This is a genomic window from Planococcus donghaensis (assembly GCF_001687665.2).
Classification (GTDB): Bacteria; Bacillota; Bacilli; order Bacillales_A; family Planococcaceae; genus Planococcus; species Planococcus donghaensis.
Genome location: NZ_CP016543.2, coordinates 2,404,364 through 2,420,806, shown reverse-complemented (window position 1 = coordinate 2,420,806; position 16,443 = coordinate 2,404,364). Strand labels below are relative to the sequence as shown.

The 16,443-nt window shown below is 39.3% G+C and carries 14 protein-coding genes; 7 read left to right on the top strand and 7 right to left on the bottom strand.

The window, feature by feature from the left end:
• Positions 1-58: 58 nt before the first annotated feature.
• The 3 genes from BCM40_RS12105 to tagD form a co-directional block, all read right to left on the bottom strand.
• Positions 59-1,255 carry a LysM peptidoglycan-binding domain-containing protein gene (locus BCM40_RS12105; RefSeq protein WP_065525690.1) on the bottom strand — a complete coding sequence of 399 codons (1,197 nt, stop codon included), beginning with the start codon at positions 1,253-1,255 and terminating at the stop codon, positions 59-61.
• Positions 1,256-1,492: 237 nt separating this feature from the next.
• Entirely contained in the window at positions 1,493-2,662 is a 1,170-nt protein-coding gene (locus BCM40_RS12100; RefSeq protein WP_065525691.1) for a CDP-glycerol glycerophosphotransferase family protein, read from the bottom strand.
• Positions 2,659-3,051: a glycerol-3-phosphate cytidylyltransferase gene (gene tagD / locus BCM40_RS12095; protein ID WP_065525692.1), complete on the bottom strand. Its 393-nt coding sequence runs from the start codon at positions 3,049-3,051 to the stop codon at positions 2,659-2,661. Before tagD ends, BCM40_RS12100 begins: the two co-directional genes overlap by 4 nt.
• A gap of 250 nt (positions 3,052-3,301) precedes the next feature.
• Here tagD and BCM40_RS12090 point away from each other — a divergent pair, with 250 nt between their 5' ends.
• From BCM40_RS12090 to BCM40_RS12075, 4 genes are all read left to right on the top strand, one after another.
• The gene (locus tag BCM40_RS12090; protein ID WP_238323725.1) at positions 3,302-4,501 is read left to right on the top strand and encodes a CDP-glycerol glycerophosphotransferase family protein; all 1,200 of its coding nucleotides are present in this window, start codon (positions 3,302-3,304) and stop codon (positions 4,499-4,501) included.
• A 49-nt stretch (positions 4,502-4,550) separates the two neighbouring features.
• A complete protein-coding gene (locus BCM40_RS12085; protein WP_065525693.1) occupies positions 4,551-5,357 on the top strand; it encodes an ABC transporter permease in 807 nt (268 codons plus the stop codon).
• Between the two features lie 17 nt (positions 5,358-5,374).
• Positions 5,375-6,193 (top strand): teichoic acids export ABC transporter ATP-binding subunit TagH, encoded by an 819-nt coding sequence (tagH, locus tag BCM40_RS12080; protein ID WP_065525694.1) that lies wholly within the window; start codon positions 5,375-5,377, stop codon positions 6,191-6,193.
• Positions 6,194-6,740: 547 nt separating this feature from the next.
• Complete coding sequence (locus tag BCM40_RS12075) at positions 6,741-7,616, top strand: DUF1028 domain-containing protein (protein WP_065525695.1); 876 nt, start codon at positions 6,741-6,743, stop codon at positions 7,614-7,616.
• A 216-nt stretch (positions 7,617-7,832) separates the two neighbouring features.
• Here BCM40_RS12075 and BCM40_RS12070 read toward each other — a convergent pair whose 3' ends face one another.
• Both BCM40_RS12070 and BCM40_RS12065 read right to left on the bottom strand, forming a co-directional pair.
• The gene (locus BCM40_RS12070; protein WP_065525696.1) at positions 7,833-10,961 is read right to left on the bottom strand and encodes an efflux RND transporter permease subunit; all 3,129 of its coding nucleotides are present in this window, start codon (positions 10,959-10,961) and stop codon (positions 7,833-7,835) included.
• A gap of 15 nt (positions 10,962-10,976) precedes the next feature.
• The gene (locus tag BCM40_RS12065; protein ID WP_065525697.1) at positions 10,977-11,795 is read right to left on the bottom strand and encodes a TetR/AcrR family transcriptional regulator; all 819 of its coding nucleotides are present in this window, start codon (positions 11,793-11,795) and stop codon (positions 10,977-10,979) included.
• Positions 11,796-12,035: 240 nt separating this feature from the next.
• Between BCM40_RS12065 and BCM40_RS12060 the strand changes: the two genes are divergently transcribed.
• Positions 12,036-12,557 carry a GyrI-like domain-containing protein gene (locus tag BCM40_RS12060; RefSeq protein ID WP_065525698.1) on the top strand — a complete coding sequence of 174 codons (522 nt, stop codon included), beginning with the start codon at positions 12,036-12,038 and terminating at the stop codon, positions 12,555-12,557.
• A gap of 69 nt (positions 12,558-12,626) precedes the next feature.
• Here the strand turns inward: BCM40_RS12060 and BCM40_RS12055 are convergent, their stop codons facing one another.
• On the bottom strand, positions 12,627-13,097 hold the full coding sequence (locus BCM40_RS12055; protein ID WP_065525699.1) for a competence protein ComK: 471 nt from the start codon (positions 13,095-13,097) through the stop codon (positions 12,627-12,629).
• Between the two features lie 238 nt (positions 13,098-13,335).
• On the opposite strand from BCM40_RS12055, the gene BCM40_RS12050 reads away from it, so the two are divergent.
• Together BCM40_RS12050 and BCM40_RS12045 are read left to right on the top strand one after the other, a co-directional pair.
• Positions 13,336-13,818, top strand: a complete 483-nt coding sequence (locus tag BCM40_RS12050) for a sigma-70 family RNA polymerase sigma factor (RefSeq protein ID WP_065525700.1) — start codon at positions 13,336-13,338, stop codon at positions 13,816-13,818.
• A gap of 94 nt (positions 13,819-13,912) precedes the next feature.
• Positions 13,913-15,181 carry a sensor histidine kinase gene (locus BCM40_RS12045; protein WP_238323782.1) on the top strand — a complete coding sequence of 423 codons (1,269 nt, stop codon included), beginning with the start codon at positions 13,913-13,915 and terminating at the stop codon, positions 15,179-15,181.
• A 284-nt stretch (positions 15,182-15,465) separates the two neighbouring features.
• On the opposite strand, the gene uvsE is transcribed toward BCM40_RS12045, so the two are convergent.
• A complete protein-coding gene (gene uvsE / locus BCM40_RS12040; RefSeq protein WP_065525702.1) occupies positions 15,466-16,338 on the bottom strand; it encodes a UV DNA damage repair endonuclease UvsE in 873 nt (290 codons plus the stop codon).
• Positions 16,339-16,443: the final 105 nt, after the last annotated feature.

Here is a 16,443-nt window from a genome sequence, read left to right as displayed (position 1 = left end):
AACACGAAAAAGAAGCTGAAGAAATAACTTCCAGCTTCTTTAAATGCGTAGAGAAAAATTATTGTGGAATTACTAACACTTGACCTACGCGAATTGCATCGACATTCGAAATATTATTGGCAGCGGCTATTTTAGCAACTGTGGTGTTGTATTTTCGTGCAATGCCGTAAAGCGTGTCACCAGCTTTAACCGTGTAGTTAATAGACGTAGCTGGAGGAGGTGTAGTTTTTCCTGGAATCGTTAAGACCTGACCCACATGGATCAAGTTGTAGTTAGTAATGTTATTGGCTTTAGCCAATGCTGAGACCGTAACATTGTATTTTCTGGCGATGCCGTAAAGCGTATCACCAGCTTTAACTGTGTATTTAACAGCTGTAGCCGGAGGGGGTGTGGTTTTTCCTGGAATGGTAAGTACTTGACCGACATGGATCAAGTTATAGTTGGTGATGTTATTGGCTTTAGCCAGTTCAGAAACAGTGACATTGAATTTTCTCGCGATGCCGTAAAGGGTGTCGCCAGCTTTAACTGTATATTTAGTACCGCTGACAGGAGTGGAAGGTAAATTCAATAATTCGGACACAGTAACAAATGTGTATCCTTTTGCTTTCAATTTGCTAATCATGCTAGGCAAAGCTCCTGGAGTTCCGGAGGCTCCTGCACCTGTATGCATTAACACAATAGATCCAGGCACAATATTATCCATAACTTTATTGGTGATTTGTGTGGAAGAAACGCCTTTCCAATCGACAGTGTCAATGTTCCATTGAATGGTGTGAGAGTATCCAGCATCCCCAACAGCTTTTAAAACAGCTGAATTAGATGCCCCAAATGGAGCTCTGAAAATTGGTTTGGTTGTTTGTCCAGTAATGTCTTTAATCGTTGCTTCTGTCGTATCAAGCTCACTTTTGATTTTGGCAGCTGACAGTTTTGTGAAGTCAGGATGTGAATAAGAGTGGTTGCCAAGTTGGTGACCTTTAGCTGAAATATTTTTGATCCATGAAGGATGGTTTTTCGCGCCAGACCCTGTTAAAAAAAACGTAGCATCTACTTTGTTGGCAGACAAGACATCTAAAATTTTGTTAATGTTAGTACCGTCTGAACCATCATCAAACGTAAGAGCAACCACTTTACTCGTTGTATTGCCTTTTGAGATATATGTGGAACTTGCTGCTTGTGACTGACTAGAGAAAGAAAAAACGGTAAATAAGATTAGAAGCAACGCTGCTGTGACTTTTACCCATTTTGAAGAAAGCACCTTTCTCACCCCTTTGGTTAGTGCGCTGAAATTGCGTCAGCGTATGTATAGGAGAGGGGGCAATATGGAGGGGAAATGTGAGTTTTATACTTTTAATATACCACAAAATTAGTCGATTCGCCTTATTAATGACTGAATATTTTGAAATAATATAGTGAATTTACATTAATTTAAATGAACGACTTAGTTTAAAATAAAAAACCAGCAATCCCATCTAAGGAACTGCTGGTAATTGAATTATAGGTCATTGGGGTCGTAAATTACGGTAATTAGTTGAGAAGTGCTCGTACCTGTCGAATACGTATTCCAATGCTTGCGGAATTGATCGATTTTTTCATAGTCAATTGACGGATCTAAAATGTGATCAAGTACTTCGCTTGTGGTCTTTACAATTGGACCGGGGAAGTATAGACTATTTTCCGCCCATATGCCTTGCGTTTTCCCATACTCTTCAAGGTCATATGTGAAGAAAATCATTTTTTTCTCAAGTAATGAAAATTCCACCGGGATAGATGAATAATCTGTAATTAAAATATCACTAATAATAAGCAATTCGCTAAGGTGTGGGTAATCAGTTACTAACAAAACACGTGGGTGCTCAGTAAAGTTGGTGACCTCGTGAACAGAAGGGTGAAGGCGAATCAATACTACGTACTGCTCGTCTAACCTTTCTAGAAGCTCTTCTACATTCAACTGGAGCTCCATACTATTCAGCGAATTTTTACGGAAAGTAGGAGCATACAACACAACTTTTTTGCCAGTAATGGCAGGGTAAAAGTTTTGCAATCTAGTATGTGCTTGTTCTTTAGCGACAGGATCAAAGTAAAAATCTGTTTGTGGAACGCCAGTATGGATAAAGTGACTTTGATCCACATGGAAAGATTCAGAAAAAATATCTGCCATCTGTTGAGAACCTACAGGAATGTACTGGAAACGATCATACACTTGTTGAAATCTCAACTTTGCTCGTTCACTTCTTGCCGAAGTTTCAGGATCGCTCCAGCCGAATTTCTTAATAGCGCCAGCTGCATGCCATAATTGTATGCATTTTACTTCCTGTCGAAATTTAATGACGGAAAGAACACCGGCATAATTATCTACAAACACATATTTTGAAGTGGCCAAATGATAGATGGATAAAAAAGTATCTAAAATATTGGATGTTTCAAAGCTATAGATTTTTTTATTGTCTGTTGGAATGGTAGTGAAATCGAGTTTGCATTTGGCTTGGTTGATAAAAATCATTTGGTGTTTCTGTGATTGTGATAGCTCATTCGCAATAAAAAATGCATTATCACCAAAAGAAGAAAGAAAGACCGTTTTGTTTTTTAGCGGGAATAGTTTGAACAGGGCAAACAGGACTTTAAACAGAAAGAGGTAGATGGAAATTCCAAATTCTTTGATCATTTGCGATTAAAAAGATCTGTCTTGATTTTAGTAGTTGAAATGCCTTCTGTTCGCGGCAAATAAATAACCTCACAATAGTCCATCAGTTCGTCAAATTTGCCTTCCCAATCAGATCCCATCACAAATAAGTCAACCTTGTTATTTGTGATGTCCGACACCTTTTGGCCCCAGTTGCTTTCAGGAATCACTTCATCAACGTATTTGATAGCTTCTAGTATAAGTTTTCGCTCTTCGTAGGAGTGATAGGCAGCTTTGCCTTTAATCGCATTAAACTCATCGGTGGATAAGCCGACGATTAAATAATCTCCGTTTTCTTTTGCTCGTTTCAAAATGTTTATATGCCCATGATGAATCAAGTCAAAGGTTCCGTAAGTTATTACTTTCTTCATATATGTATTCACTCCAAAAATGCTTATTTTCGATTTTTTCACAATATGCTATGATACCATCTTATATGTTATCATGTGTAATAGCTATTGGAAATATGGGAGAAGTATGAGTGATTAGACGCCTTTATAGAAGAAAAGTTGCATTCATAAGTTCCGCAGAAACGCTTATAGTTAGTATAAAATAAAAAGAGATTGGATGCTATTTAGAATAATAGATTTTGTCCACTCCATTTAACTAGAAAGAAGTTAGGTGAAAAATTTGAGTTTCATCCAAAAAATAAAAAAGTTAAAAGATAGTAATTATACAAGAAGAGCTTTTCGCGCAGTTTTTGTTGTGCTAGGAAAACTTCCAAAAAAGAAAAAGTTGGTCGTATTTGAAAGTTTTCATGCCAAGCAATTTAGTGATAATCCGCGTGCTATATATGAATATATGAAAGAGCATCACCCGGACTATACGCTTATATGGAGTGTCGACAAAAGTGCAAAGAAGCTTTTTGAAGAATTTAATGTCCCTTATATTCAAAGGTTTACGTTAAACTGGTTCTGGACGTTCCCAAGAGCGGAATACTGGGTAAACAATGTTAGGTTGCCTTTATGGATGCCAAAACCTAAAGGAACCGTATACTTGCAAACTTGGCATGGTACGCCTTTGAAAAAACTTGGACTAGATATAGAAGAAGTTCATATGCCGAATACCCAAACAGATTCCTATAAAAAGAATTTCGTGTTGGAGTCGGAGAAGTGGGATTATTTGATTTCTCCTAACGCCTATTCATCCGACATTTTTAAACGTGCTTTCCACTATAGTGGAAACGTGATTGAATCGGGGTATCCTCGTAACGATATTTTAAGCAACAGTTCGCCTACTTTGATCAGCAATTTGAAGAAAGATTTAGGAATTACTGAGCATAAGAAAATAATGTTATATGCTCCTACTTGGAGAGATAATGAATTTTACCAAAAAGGTAAGTATAAATTTGAATTCCAATTTGACTTGAAAAACTGGGAAAGAGAATTCGGTGAAGACTGGGTGCTCTTGTCCCGTATGCATTACTTAGTTGCTGAAAACTTTGATTTCTCAGCGTATGAGGGAATCGTTTATGATGTGTCGCGTTACCCCGATATTCGTGATTTGTATTTGGCATCGGATATGTTGATTACAGATTATTCTTCGGTGTTTTTCGATTATGCCAATTTAAATCGTCCAATTATCTTCTTTATGTACGATTTGGAAAACTATCGTGATCAATTGCGTGGTTTTTATATCGATATTGAAAAAGAGGCACCTGGTCCGATTGTCCAAACAGAAAACGAATTGTTTCAAGCAATTAGTGAGTTGAAAGACGTTGATGTCCAATCAAATCAAGCTTTCGCTGAGTTTAAAAAACGCTTTTCTTCTCTTGAAGACGGACGAGCGACGGAGCGTGTGGTAAACACCTTTTTAAAGTAATTGATGCAAGTTAGTCTATAAGATAAAAAGTGATTAAGTGAGGATACCTATGAAATCAGCGATAAAAGTTCTTAAAGAGCAAGTGAAATTCTCTTATTTAATTAATCGACTGTCTGTTTATGAATTACGGAGCTTAACAAGAGGAAATTATTTAGGTGCAGCTTGGGAGATTATTAACCCTGCTATCCAAATTATGATTTATTGGTTTGTTTTCGGATTTGGAATTAGGCAGCGGGAAGCAATTGGTGATATTCCTTATTTCCAATGGATGTTTGCTGGAATACTCGTATGGTTCTTTATCAACGGTAGTGTCATGAAAGCTTCTAAGTCGATTTACACCAAGATTAGGATGCTAGCCAAGATGAATTTCCCAATGAGTGTCATTCCAAATTATACTATTTTTGCACAGTTCTATCCGCATCTGATTTTATTAGCTATCGGCATGTTGGTATTGCAATTTATTGGCTTTCCGGTTTCCATTTATTACTTGCAGTTGCCGATTTATATCATCGGGCTTCTTGTTTTCTTATTCAGCCTTTCGCTCATTACATCGACGCTGGCAACTATTGTTAGAGACGTGCAAATGCTGCTGCAATCAGTTATGCGCATGCTGCTGTATTTATCGCCGATTTTATGGCCGCCAACGTTGCTGCCAGAGTCATGGCAAGTGTTCTTGAAAATCAATCCTTTCTATTACGTTATAGAAGGGTATCGTTATTCACTACTTGGCGAAGGCTGGTACTTTGTTGAAAATCCAACGTATACCCTTTATTTTGTTGGAGTCGTCGCATTAACATTCCTTGTCGGTTCTTATCTTCACGTGAAATTCAGAAGTCAGTTTATTGACTTCTTATAAAATGGGATGTGAAAATCTTGGTTAATTCAGTAGAAGTGAAAAATGTCTCAAAACGTTATAAATTATATAAGAAAAAATCTGAACGACTTCTTGATTTGTTAGTTCCTTATAAAGACTATGGGGAGAATTTTTATGCTTTGCAAAATGTTTCTTTCACGGTGGAAGAGGGATCGATTGTCGGACTTGTTGGCATTAACGGATCTGGGAAATCGACTTTAGCGAACATTATTGCAGGTGTTATTCCTTCAACTAATGGTGATGTGACAAGCAACGGTGACGTAGCTTTAATCGCAGTAAACGCAGGACTAGATGGCAAGTTGTCAGGTCGTGAAAACATTGAGCTCAAATTGTTGATGCTTGGTTTTTCTCAAAAAGAGATTTCTGAAATGGAAGATGAAATTATCGAATTTGCGGAGCTGGAAAAATTTATTGATCAGCCGGTAAAAACATATTCCAGTGGGATGAAATCACGTTTAGGCTTTTCGATTTCGGTACGTGTGAATCCCGATATTTTAATCGTAGATGAAGCCTTATCAGTAGGCGATAAAGCCTTTTCTGAAAAAAGCTTAGACAAAATGATGGAGTTTAAGAAAAAAGGAAAAACGATGTTTTTTGTTAGTCACTCCATTGCGCAAATGAAAAAGTTCTGTGATCAGATTTTATGGCTGGAATTTGGCGTCGTTAAAGAATATGGCCCCACAAAAGATGTCATTGCCAAATACGAAACTTTCTTAGAAGAGTACAAGGCATTATCAAAAACGGATAAAAAGAAATACAGAACGAGCGCGCTCAATCGCCAATCCAAGAAAAATGAAAAACCTGTGGAAATCCTTTAGGATTTTTACAGGTTTCAGACTGTAGACAAAGTTTATTAAACTAAATAGTGATGCATACTCTTCAACTGGGCTGGCCACTTCGCTTTCCGTGGGCTCAGCTTCAGCCTCCTCGTCACTGACGTTCCTGCGGGGTCTTCAGCTTTCGCTGTCCCACAGGAGTCTCCGTGGACCAGCCCAGTTGAAGGCTTCTTGCTACAAATAAAGTGAGATCCTTTAAGACGCTTCATATTAAAAGTAACTTATGGAAAGATTTTTCTCTACTCACTAAAGGATTCGGAGCAGCCAGTGGCGACTCCAGCGGAAAAACGAAGTGATGAGACCCCGCAGGAGCTTGCGACGAGGAGGCTCAGCGCGGAGTCCGCGGAAAGCGTCCACTGGGGGCGGAGAATCCCATCTGCATACAAAAAAATGAGTAAGTATTCTTTTGTCTACAAGCTGAAACCTGTAGAAATCCTTTAGGATTTCTACAGGTTTTTTGTAAATACGATTTGTGAAACAGGAAAGTTTTGCTTGATTGAATTACAGTAGAAGAAAGGGGGGCATATACATGAACAACAAAGTGAAAAAAGACCAATTGGTGGCGACATTTTCAATTGTTGCTGCGGACCCGGCTACGGGAGAAGTGGGCGTGGCGGTACAATCAAAATTTTTGGCGGTTGGTTCAGTCGTACCATGGGCTAAAGCAGGTGTCGGGGCAGTTGCCACGCAATCGTGGGCCAATACGGCTTACGGACCAGAAGGACTAGCGTTATTGGAAAAAGGTTTATCGCCTGAGGCAGTGATTGATAAATTGATTGCTGATGATCCAGGCAGAAGTTTGCGTCAAGTGGCTGTCATTAATGCAGATGGCGAAGCAAGTGCCTTCACCGGTCACGAATGCTACGATTGGGCAGGACATAAAATAGGGAAACACCACTCATGCCAAGGCAATATTCTCGTCAGTGAGAAAACAGTCAGCGAAATGAGTAAAACATTTGAAGAATCATCAGGTCCACTTGCTGAACGCTTGCTGCAAGCCATATCAGCGGCTCAACATGCCGGAGGCGACAGCAGAGGCAAACAGTCTGCTGCGGTTTATGTTTTGCAAAAAGAGGCGGGATACGGTGGCTACAACGATGTGAAAGTAGATTTACGTGTCGACGATCACCCAGAACCAATTAAAGAGTTACAGCGGTTGTATGAGCTTCATAAAATGTATGCTGCGCCGTCAGCAGAAAAGTTACCTATTAAAGAAGACGTACTGATGGTGATTGTTGAGCAACTGGTCAAGCTTGATTTATTGGCATCTGTAGATCACAGCAGTTATGACTCGGAAGTAAAAGAGGCATTGAAAACGTTTTGTCTCCGCGAAAATTTTGACGATCATTGGTCAGAAGAAGCATTGATTGATGAATCGGTATTGGAATACTTGAAGAAACAATAAAGAGGAAGCCTGTTCAGTTTAACTGGACAGGCTTTTATTCGTGAGGTGCGGTTATTACGTCGTGAGGTGCGGACTTTGCTGATTGGGGTGCGGTTATCGCGCTGCGAGGTGCGGACTTTGCCAGTTGAGGTGCGCTTTTGACCAATTCAGGTGCGCTTAGCTAAAAATAGGTATGAAAAAACAGGCAGCTCATCCGCGTGAGCTGCCTGTTTTAAATTAATTTTTTTTTTTCTTGCGGAATTTCGCTACGACTTCGTAAACAATTGGTACGATGACCAATGTTAATAAAGTCGAACTGATTAACCCGCCGATTACAGTAATGCCGAGACCTTGCGAAATCAATCCGCCGCCGCCGCCTTCGACACCAAGAGCAAGAGGGATTAATGCACCGATTGTAGCTAAAGCAGTCATCAAGATAGGACGCAAGCGAGTCACACCGCCTTCAAGAAGTGCTTCACGAGTGCTGAGTCCAGCGTCTTCCATATGAATCACTCGGTCAATCAAGACGATCGCGTTTGTGACAACGATACCGATCAACATCAACACACCAATCAATGCGTTCACACTCAACGCTTCACCAGTAATCCACAATGCGACAAGAACACCAATCACTGTGAATGGTAGTGAGAACAAAATGGAGAACGGTGCTAATGCGCCACCAAATGTGACAACTAGTACAAAGTAAACAATAGCAATCGCTGCAAGCATGGCTAAACCAAGTTGCGTAAACGATTCATTAATTTGTTCTGTGACACCACCGTGATCTGTTGTAACACCAGTTGGCAAATCAAGTTCAGCAATTTGCTCATCAATTTCAGCAGTAATTTCAGCAGCGTTATTGCCTAGAACATCTGCCGTCAGAGAAGCAAACATTTGACCGTCTCTGCGATTGATGGTGTCTGGAGATTTACCTTCTTCTACAGTCATTACATCGCTGACTTTAACAGAAGTTCCAAGAGCTGTTGGGATTTCGACAGCAGTAACATCCTCGATTCCAGCGTATTCGGTTTCTGCTGTTTCGATATACACGTTAATGTCTTTGTCTTCATAAGTAACGGTCGTTAAGACGGGCGCATCACCGACATTACTTAAAGCCATGCCAATTTGTGCGGCAGTTAGACCGTTTTCACTTAAACTTTGTTGATTTGCGACTAATGTGAATTGGTCATAAGCATCCGTCAAACTAGATTCTGTGTTTTCTAGGCCATCGTTATCTTCCATGAATGGCTGGATTTCTTTGATTGCCGATTGAATATCTTCAACATTATCCCCATAGACGAATAATTCTAAGCCGTTTCCGCCAGTAGGTGCAAAGTCCATGCTCGCCCATTCGCCAAATTCTGTTGAGCTGTTCAAGTCTTCGATTAATTTCGTACTTTCATCACCAAAGTCTTCAAAATCATCATCGTATTCAATATAGAACAATGCGGAGTTATTTCCACCGCTGCCCATTCCGGACATTGGATTATCTCCACCAAGCGAATATTGATAAGACGTCACGCCGTCACGATCGCTAATAGCAGATTCTGCTTCAAGTGCGATAGCTTCTACATCTTCGAGTGTTTGACCGGGTTCTGGGCTATAAGTAGCCATAACCATCTTCTGTTCTTCTTCAGGTAAGAAACTTACACCGATGATTGGTATTAAGAATAAACTAGCGACAAGTACGAGCGAAGCTCCACCAAAAGTAATGATCTTATGATTTAATGACCATTCCAAAATCCTTTTATAGCTTGCGGCCATTTTTCCTGGTTTGTGTTCTTTGTGCGTGGATGTAACAGTATCCATATTCGTTAATTGTTTGCGATACATTAAATGTGCCATCATTGGCACAATCGTAACAGCGACTAATAGAGAAGCTGACAGTGCAAAAACAACTGCTAATGCAAATGGTAAAAATAATTCTCCGATTTGTCCGCTAACAAGCGCGAGTGGCAAGAACACTGCGATTGTAACCACAGTAGAAGAAAAAATCGGTAAGAACATTTCGCGTGTCGCTTCACGTATTAAGGCTTTGCCGCGTAATTTTTCGCCAGGTAAGGCCATACGACGATAAATATTTTCAATGACAACAATCGAGTCATCAATCACACGACCGATGGCCACCGTTAATGCACCAAGTGTCATAATATTTAACGTAATATCCATTTGGTTTAATAAGAAAATCGCCATTAATAACGATAACGGGATTGAGATGATCGAAATTAATGTTGTTTTGAAGCTACGTAGGAATAACAAAATGATTACGACTGCAAATAAAATACCGAATAAGGCTTTGCTAAGCATTGTTTCAACCGATTTTTCGATTGGTTCTCCTTGGTCGAATGAAGAAGAAACGATCAAATTGTATTCGTCTGCCATATCGGCAACGATTTCTTGCACGCCATTTACGACTTCAACAGTATTCGCATCGGGGGACTTGATAATGGAAATACTAATTGCCTCTTCACCATTAGTCCGTGAAATGGACTCGGCTTCACTAACAACTTGGATGTCCGCTAATTCACTCAGTGCAATCGTCGGAATCGCAGTCGGTGCAGCAACAGGTGGTTGTGCTTGTGGTGCGCCGGGTGCTTCAGTTGGAGTCGGAGCTGCAGCTTGAGGGATGGCTGGAATTTGTAAGCTTTTCAAATCCTCAACAGAAGTGATATCTCCATCAATAACTAAATTTTTCAATTCGCCATCAAAATTTGTTAACCCTAATGGGAATGTCAAATTGGACCCTTTAATGATTTGTTGAATGGTGTCTTCAGTTAAACCGTATTGCGTTAAGGCTTGCTGATCAAAAGTCATGGTGACTTTTTGAACACGCTGTCCAGAAACTTGGGCTTCTGACAAACCAGGTACACCTTCAAGCGCAGGCAAGACATTGTTTTCCACTGTATCTGTTAGTTCTTCTAGTGAACTTTCCGAATTACTAATGCTTAACGTCAAGACTGGAAAGGCATCTAAACTTAGACGAGAAACTTGAGGATCATTTGCGGCCTCAGGAAGGGGGACTTTCGATAAAGCATCTTCCAAATCACGAGTTGCTTGGTCCATGTCTACTTCAAAGTCATATTGGACTTGAATAGTTGAAGCATTAGCCATTGAAGTGGATGTCACTAATTCCACACCATTCATGTTTTGAATTCGTTGTTCCATAGGAACTGTAACTTCTTCCATAATTTCATCAGGTGCTGCCCCTGGATATACAGTAACGACTGTAACTGCAGGAAGGGTGATGCTTGGGATGGATTCTTGTTTCATGGTCAAGCCGGCATATAAACCAGCCACTACGACCATGATCGTTAAAATCCAAATCGCAAATTTGTTATTTAGTGAAAAATTAATGACTTGTTTCAAGTAAATTGCTCCTTTTTATAGAAAGTTTTCTAAATAAATGACTTCGTTTTTAATAAACGCAAACTGCTTTAAGTAAACCAATAAAGCTTCAATTAAAAATTCTTGAGGATTTTCTTGTTCGACTTGTTCTTTTAGTAATTCCAGAGTGGCCAATAGTTTTTCTTGATGTGTTTCGGAAGCTTTAATTTTTTTAGTAAGTTGTTGAAATCCTTCTGCGATGGTTGACGCTGGAGAATAAGCATCAGTTAAAACCGGCTCCATGCAATCTAAATTATTTACCACTGCATCAATCGTAGTGGTAATGAAATTAACAAGTTTAGAGATAGATACTTGTTTTTTTTCAAATACCAGCACGAAAATGTATTGTTGCATCAACCCTTCTAGAATTGCGACTAAATCAGGGAGGAACGGGTCGATACTTGCTCCATAAGTGTCTAGTAAAATAGTTTTATGTAGCGTAATGGTGGACTGTCTCAATTCCATAAAAACGTCTTTAAGTGTTTCGCTTTCAGTGAGTGTGAAATCTTTAAATACCATCATAAAAAACTCATGATTGGAAAGTGTGCGTTCTATTTCAATTGCTAATTTTTTCTTGAAAATATCTTTGCTATCATCCGCGAAACTAGCTTGTGAATTCGAAATTTCGGTCATGATTTCTTGATGATGTAGCTTTAACACATGAACAAAGAGAATTTCCTTAGAATCGAAATGTTTGTAGAAAGCACCTTTTGAAATTCCAGTAGCATCTGCTATTTCCTGCACAGAAGTTTGGTGGAAACCTTTTAAAGAAAATAGTCGTACCGCATGTTTCATCAACTCTGTTTTTTTATCCATTAGATCCTCCTAAAACTAAGTAGTCACTAAAAGTGACTGATTGGTCAGCCGTTTTAGATTATATAAAAAAATAGGTAAAGTCAATTTGAATGTCTTGGATTTATCACATATTTAGTGAAGGTTCGTAAATTTCTTTAACATTTAGAACTAGTTATTTCTTACTAAGCGATTAACAAAGCTACTCTAGCGGGTATAGAAGAGAAAGTGGTGCCTTTAGTCGTTCAAAGAGGAGAGGGTCGGATGCTAAAGAAATACATTACGGAGCCATTTGTTGAAGAACGGACAGAGCAACCTTATGTAGGAATTTCTATTCTAGCAGGCCTATCAGAATGGGAAGAGGTCAATGGACTTGTAGGGGAATTGTTTGAATGGTTGAAAATGCAAGGTACCAAACCAGCAGGTGCACCATTTTTTCGCTATTGGTGTATGGGGGATTTTGAAGGGAAGTACAAAATGGAAGTCGGTGTACCGGTCAAGCGCATGGTTGCGGGAGATCGACGGGTAGTTGTCGGGTATATACCGGGAGGCTCTTATGTAACCGCAATGCACAAAGGTCATCCTGAGAATTTGGATAAATCACTTGCGGCCTTAGAGCAATGGGCGGTGCAGGAAGGACTAGAGATCGACAAACGTTGGGAAGGGGATGCAGAAATTTGGAACGGCCGTTTTGAATTTTATGTAAGCGACTTTGAGGCAGAAGAAGATTTAAACAACTGGGCTATTGAAATTGCATTTTTATTATTAGGTGATGACGCGGCATAAAAGTATAAAAGACACCTCTCTTTGTACTGGAAGATATCTAGCACAAAGAGAGGTGTCTTTACTATCTCTTTAAGATTTATTTTTTTCACGCACGTTGGAATAATAATAAATCATTTCGTACATACGGCTTCGCTGTTTTTGTAGGATGCCAACGGAGACATTAACTTCTGTCGAGACGTTGAACTCATCAAACAAGATACGGGTCCGGTTTGGAGCGATAGTTTCGAGGCGGTAATGATGATTGAAAATCCATACGCAGTCTGGATGATCTGGAGACTTAGTGGGATAGGCAGCCAGTCCATCTTCTGAGATGAGCAGTGTTGTTTTTTTATGTTGTTTGAGGTTATGGCGTGTTGCTTTTACGCGGCCTTCGTATGTAGAGGCAAACATCATACACGTTTTATCGATTAAAGCCAAAACAGAATGACGTGAATAAAACACGCCATTTTTTGTCGTGATTTGAGATTTTTTATCTTTTTCAAAATAGCTTTCTATAAACAGTACCGATCGATCAAGTAAATTTTCATCATAATTCTTCACTATTAAAAGCTCCCCTTTCTCAACACATGAAAATTTTACCACCTCAAACTTTCAGTGACAATCTATTTTTAGAAAATAAATACTGTTCTGACTACTTGTCTATTTGAACAGTTTGTTTAGTTACGTGAAACAGGTGGTTTAGCAGACCAAACTGCTTAATCGTTGAGTGGCTCTCATTATTTTTATGCCTTATTCTAAGCTGACCCGGGAATCTACGAACGTTCAGAAGGATAAGACAGTGAAAAATTTTGAAGAAGTAGCCGACCAATATGCACCAATGATTTCAGCGATGATCCGCAAGCTCCACATTTATCGTGATTATGAAAGTTTTCGTCAACTTGGGAATATAGCTTTATGGCAAGCGTGGCAGCGATTTGATGAGACAAAAGGAAATTTCACACCGTTTGCCTATCGCAGTATTCAAGGTGCTATGCTTGACGAATTAAAACGGGAAGCTAAACGAAATGAGCAGATAAGTTACCTCGGTGCTGACATGAAAGAAGAGAGTCTAGAAGAAATCGAAGAAAGTTTGCCAGACTGGCTGGATGTAAGCATGTTAACCGAGCAAGAAATATGGTTGTTAGATACATTTTATGTGAAAGAGTATAGCTTAAAAGAACTAGCACTTATTGAAAATATTTCACTTGCAGGTATGAAAAAGAGACGCGAACGTCTAGTGAATAAGCTGAAAGAGACCACGCTTCATCCTTTTAAGAAGTAGAAAGTGGACAACAAAAAAGGTGGTAGGGAACAAAGGGGAATTGTATACTAATAGAAACTGATGGAAAGAAGTGGAGATGGGAAATTTGGAAGCAATGATGACCGGCATGATCAATAATATCTTCTTCATTATCTTTCCAATTATTGTGTATCAAATGTTGACGACAACAGGTCAAAGAAACTTTTTTGTCAGTCACCGTCTTAGTTTGACCATTCTATTTTCTATTTCAATTGTTCTATGTATGACATTTCCATATCAAGTTGTCTCAGAAGATTATATATTTGATTTGCGTCAAGTGCCGATGATTTTAGGCGCGCTTTACGGAGGACCAATCGTCTCTGCTGTTTTATTTTTGGTTGCGGCGATTAGTCGAATTATCATTGGTGGACATGGTATGTATATTGCTGTGTTAAATCAATTGCTTATTGCAGTAGCAGTACCATTTTTACGTCCGATGTATATGCGTATTAATCGAACAAAGAAAGTTGTATTAGTGTTTAGCATATCGATTGTTTCTCTACTTTTTAATATGTTTGCAGGCTATTTCTTTTTCGGGGATCCCATTCAAAATATCATTGGGATTTGGCTTATGTTAATGCTTAATCAAGGAGCGATAACTGCTTTGGCGGCATTACTGATTGAACATATACAACGACAAGAATATATGTACAATTCCTTGTTAAAGCATGAAAAGATGGAAACAGTTAGCCATTTTGCAGCAGCCGTTTCTCATGAATTGCGAAATCCGCTTCAAAGTATTAAAGGGTTTGTTCAATTAATGAAAGAATACGATTATAGTCGAGATAAACAAATCGAGTTTCACGAAATGGTTTTAAATGAAATCGAGTCTGCAGAAGACTTAATCGATGATTACCTAGTGTATGCAAAACCTACCTATGGTCAGCTAGAGGCTTCTAGTGTTTCTTGTGAAGTCCAACATGTATTGAAAATCATGATGCCCTATGCAAATGGAAAAGGTGTAGAAATGCATATTACGGAAATGGATGGAAATGCTGAAATTTTAATGGATCGTCATAAATTTCAACAAGCCTTAGTCAATATTATTCGAAACGGGATAGAGGCGATGCCAAACGGGGGGAAGTTGGCTGTTGCGATTAAATCGACTGCTACTAGAGTAAGTGTTCATGTAATCGACGAAGGTATTGGGATGACAAAAGAAGAGGTGCGCCGGTTAGGAGAGCCTTATTTCTCAAGTAAAATAAAAGGAACGGGGCTTGGGATGATGGTCACGTATAGCATTGTTAGTCAAATGAACGGCCAAATCTTTGTGGAATCAGAAAAGGACAAAGGCACCGAATTTCGATTGGAATTCCCTAATCTTACAACTTCAATTACCAAATAAAAGAGCATCCTTTGGAATGCTCCAGGCTGTAGAAAAATCCTATTTGCTCAGTATGTGAAACCATAAAACCGCGCTGGTCGCTTTGGGGATGACTCCCGCAAGAAGCCAGAAAAACCAACTGTCTTCTTGCTTCGTCTACCCCGTGGACGCGCCATCGCTAGTGTCTACGTTAAATAGGCATATCTAAGACTATCAAGATGTGTATACAAGAGGAGAGGTATTGGATCAAGTTTTACCAATACCTCTTTTGTCTACAGTTTGAGAGCATCCTTTGGGATGCTCTTTTATTTGTTAGTATATTGATGAACAAAAGGAAGGACAGATTGTTCTTTTAGTTTAGCTTCAAACATAATGTCAACATCGATGCCATTTAACACACGTAATAGCTCTTGAAAGTCAGTTTCAGCCACTAAATTGTGGTGGCGGAGGTCTGTAAAACCTTCTTTTCCGGTACTAATATGGACTTTTGGTTTACCAAAACCTTGCCAAGTTTTAAGGATTTCTGCAAAGTCTACAGACTCTCCATCATTGTTGCAGTTGTGATGATGAATATCAAAGCAGATAGGGACACCACACATATGGTGAACGTCTAAAACGTCACGTACGGTGTAGGTCTTATCGTCATTTTCTAAACGCAATCGCTGGCGAATACTAGGTGATAACTCTAAATAAACATCAGCAAAGCGTTTTTTTGCGACTTCTTTATCACCATATGCACCACCGGTATGAAGAATAATGTCAGTACCACCGAGCAATTGAATGAGTTTGTCATGATACTCAAGGTCTTCAATAGATTTTCGGACAACTTCGGGTTTTGGTGAATTAATGACTGTATATTGTCCAGGATGGACAGAAATTCTCATGTTGTGCATTTCGACAAAAGACCGGATTTCTTCAGTGATGGCTAATACGTCCGGATCTTCCCACCATATCCAGTCGTTAATCGGATGAGTAGAGAGTGGGACAATGGAACTTGAAGCTCGGTAAAAATAAATATCGTGCTCCAAATTCCAATGGATGACTTCAAGTGTCGTGTGTAGATTTTTTAGCGTCAGCTCTTTTATCTTATCAGTACCTTCTGCTTCTGCAGTTGCTACTCGTAATGTTTTAAATACGGTTTTCAATTCCGTGTTCATACAGGCATAACCTAATCTCATGCAACTTCAACTCCTTCTTCTACGTATACCCTCTCTATGTATCTTGCATTCCTGTTCTTCCGATAAATTTAGAGGGTTCTAGGAATTAACGCCATCAGCTAGGTA

Coding starts and splice junctions, on each gene's coding strand:
- BCM40_RS12085 (WP_065525693.1), top strand. CDS start 4,551: ATGAAATCAGCGATAAAAGTTCTTAAAGAGCAAGTGAAATTCTCTTAT.
- BCM40_RS12075 (WP_065525695.1), top strand. CDS start 6,741: ATGAACAACAAAGTGAAAAAAGACCAATTGGTGGCGACATTTTCAATT.
- BCM40_RS12045 (WP_238323782.1), top strand. CDS start 13,913: ATGATGACCGGCATGATCAATAATATCTTCTTCATTATCTTTCCAATT.
- uvsE (WP_065525702.1), bottom strand. CDS start 16,338: ATGAGATTAGGTTATGCCTGTATGAACACGGAATTGAAAACCGTATTT.
- BCM40_RS12065 (WP_065525697.1), bottom strand. CDS start 11,795: ATGGATAAAAAAACAGAGTTGATGAAACATGCGGTACGACTATTTTCT.
- BCM40_RS12060 (WP_065525698.1), top strand. CDS start 12,036: ATGCTAAAGAAATACATTACGGAGCCATTTGTTGAAGAACGGACAGAG.
- tagD (WP_065525692.1), bottom strand. CDS start 3,051: ATGAAGAAAGTAATAACTTACGGAACCTTTGACTTGATTCATCATGGG.
- BCM40_RS12100 (WP_065525691.1), bottom strand. CDS start 2,662: ATGATCAAAGAATTTGGAATTTCCATCTACCTCTTTCTGTTTAAAGTC.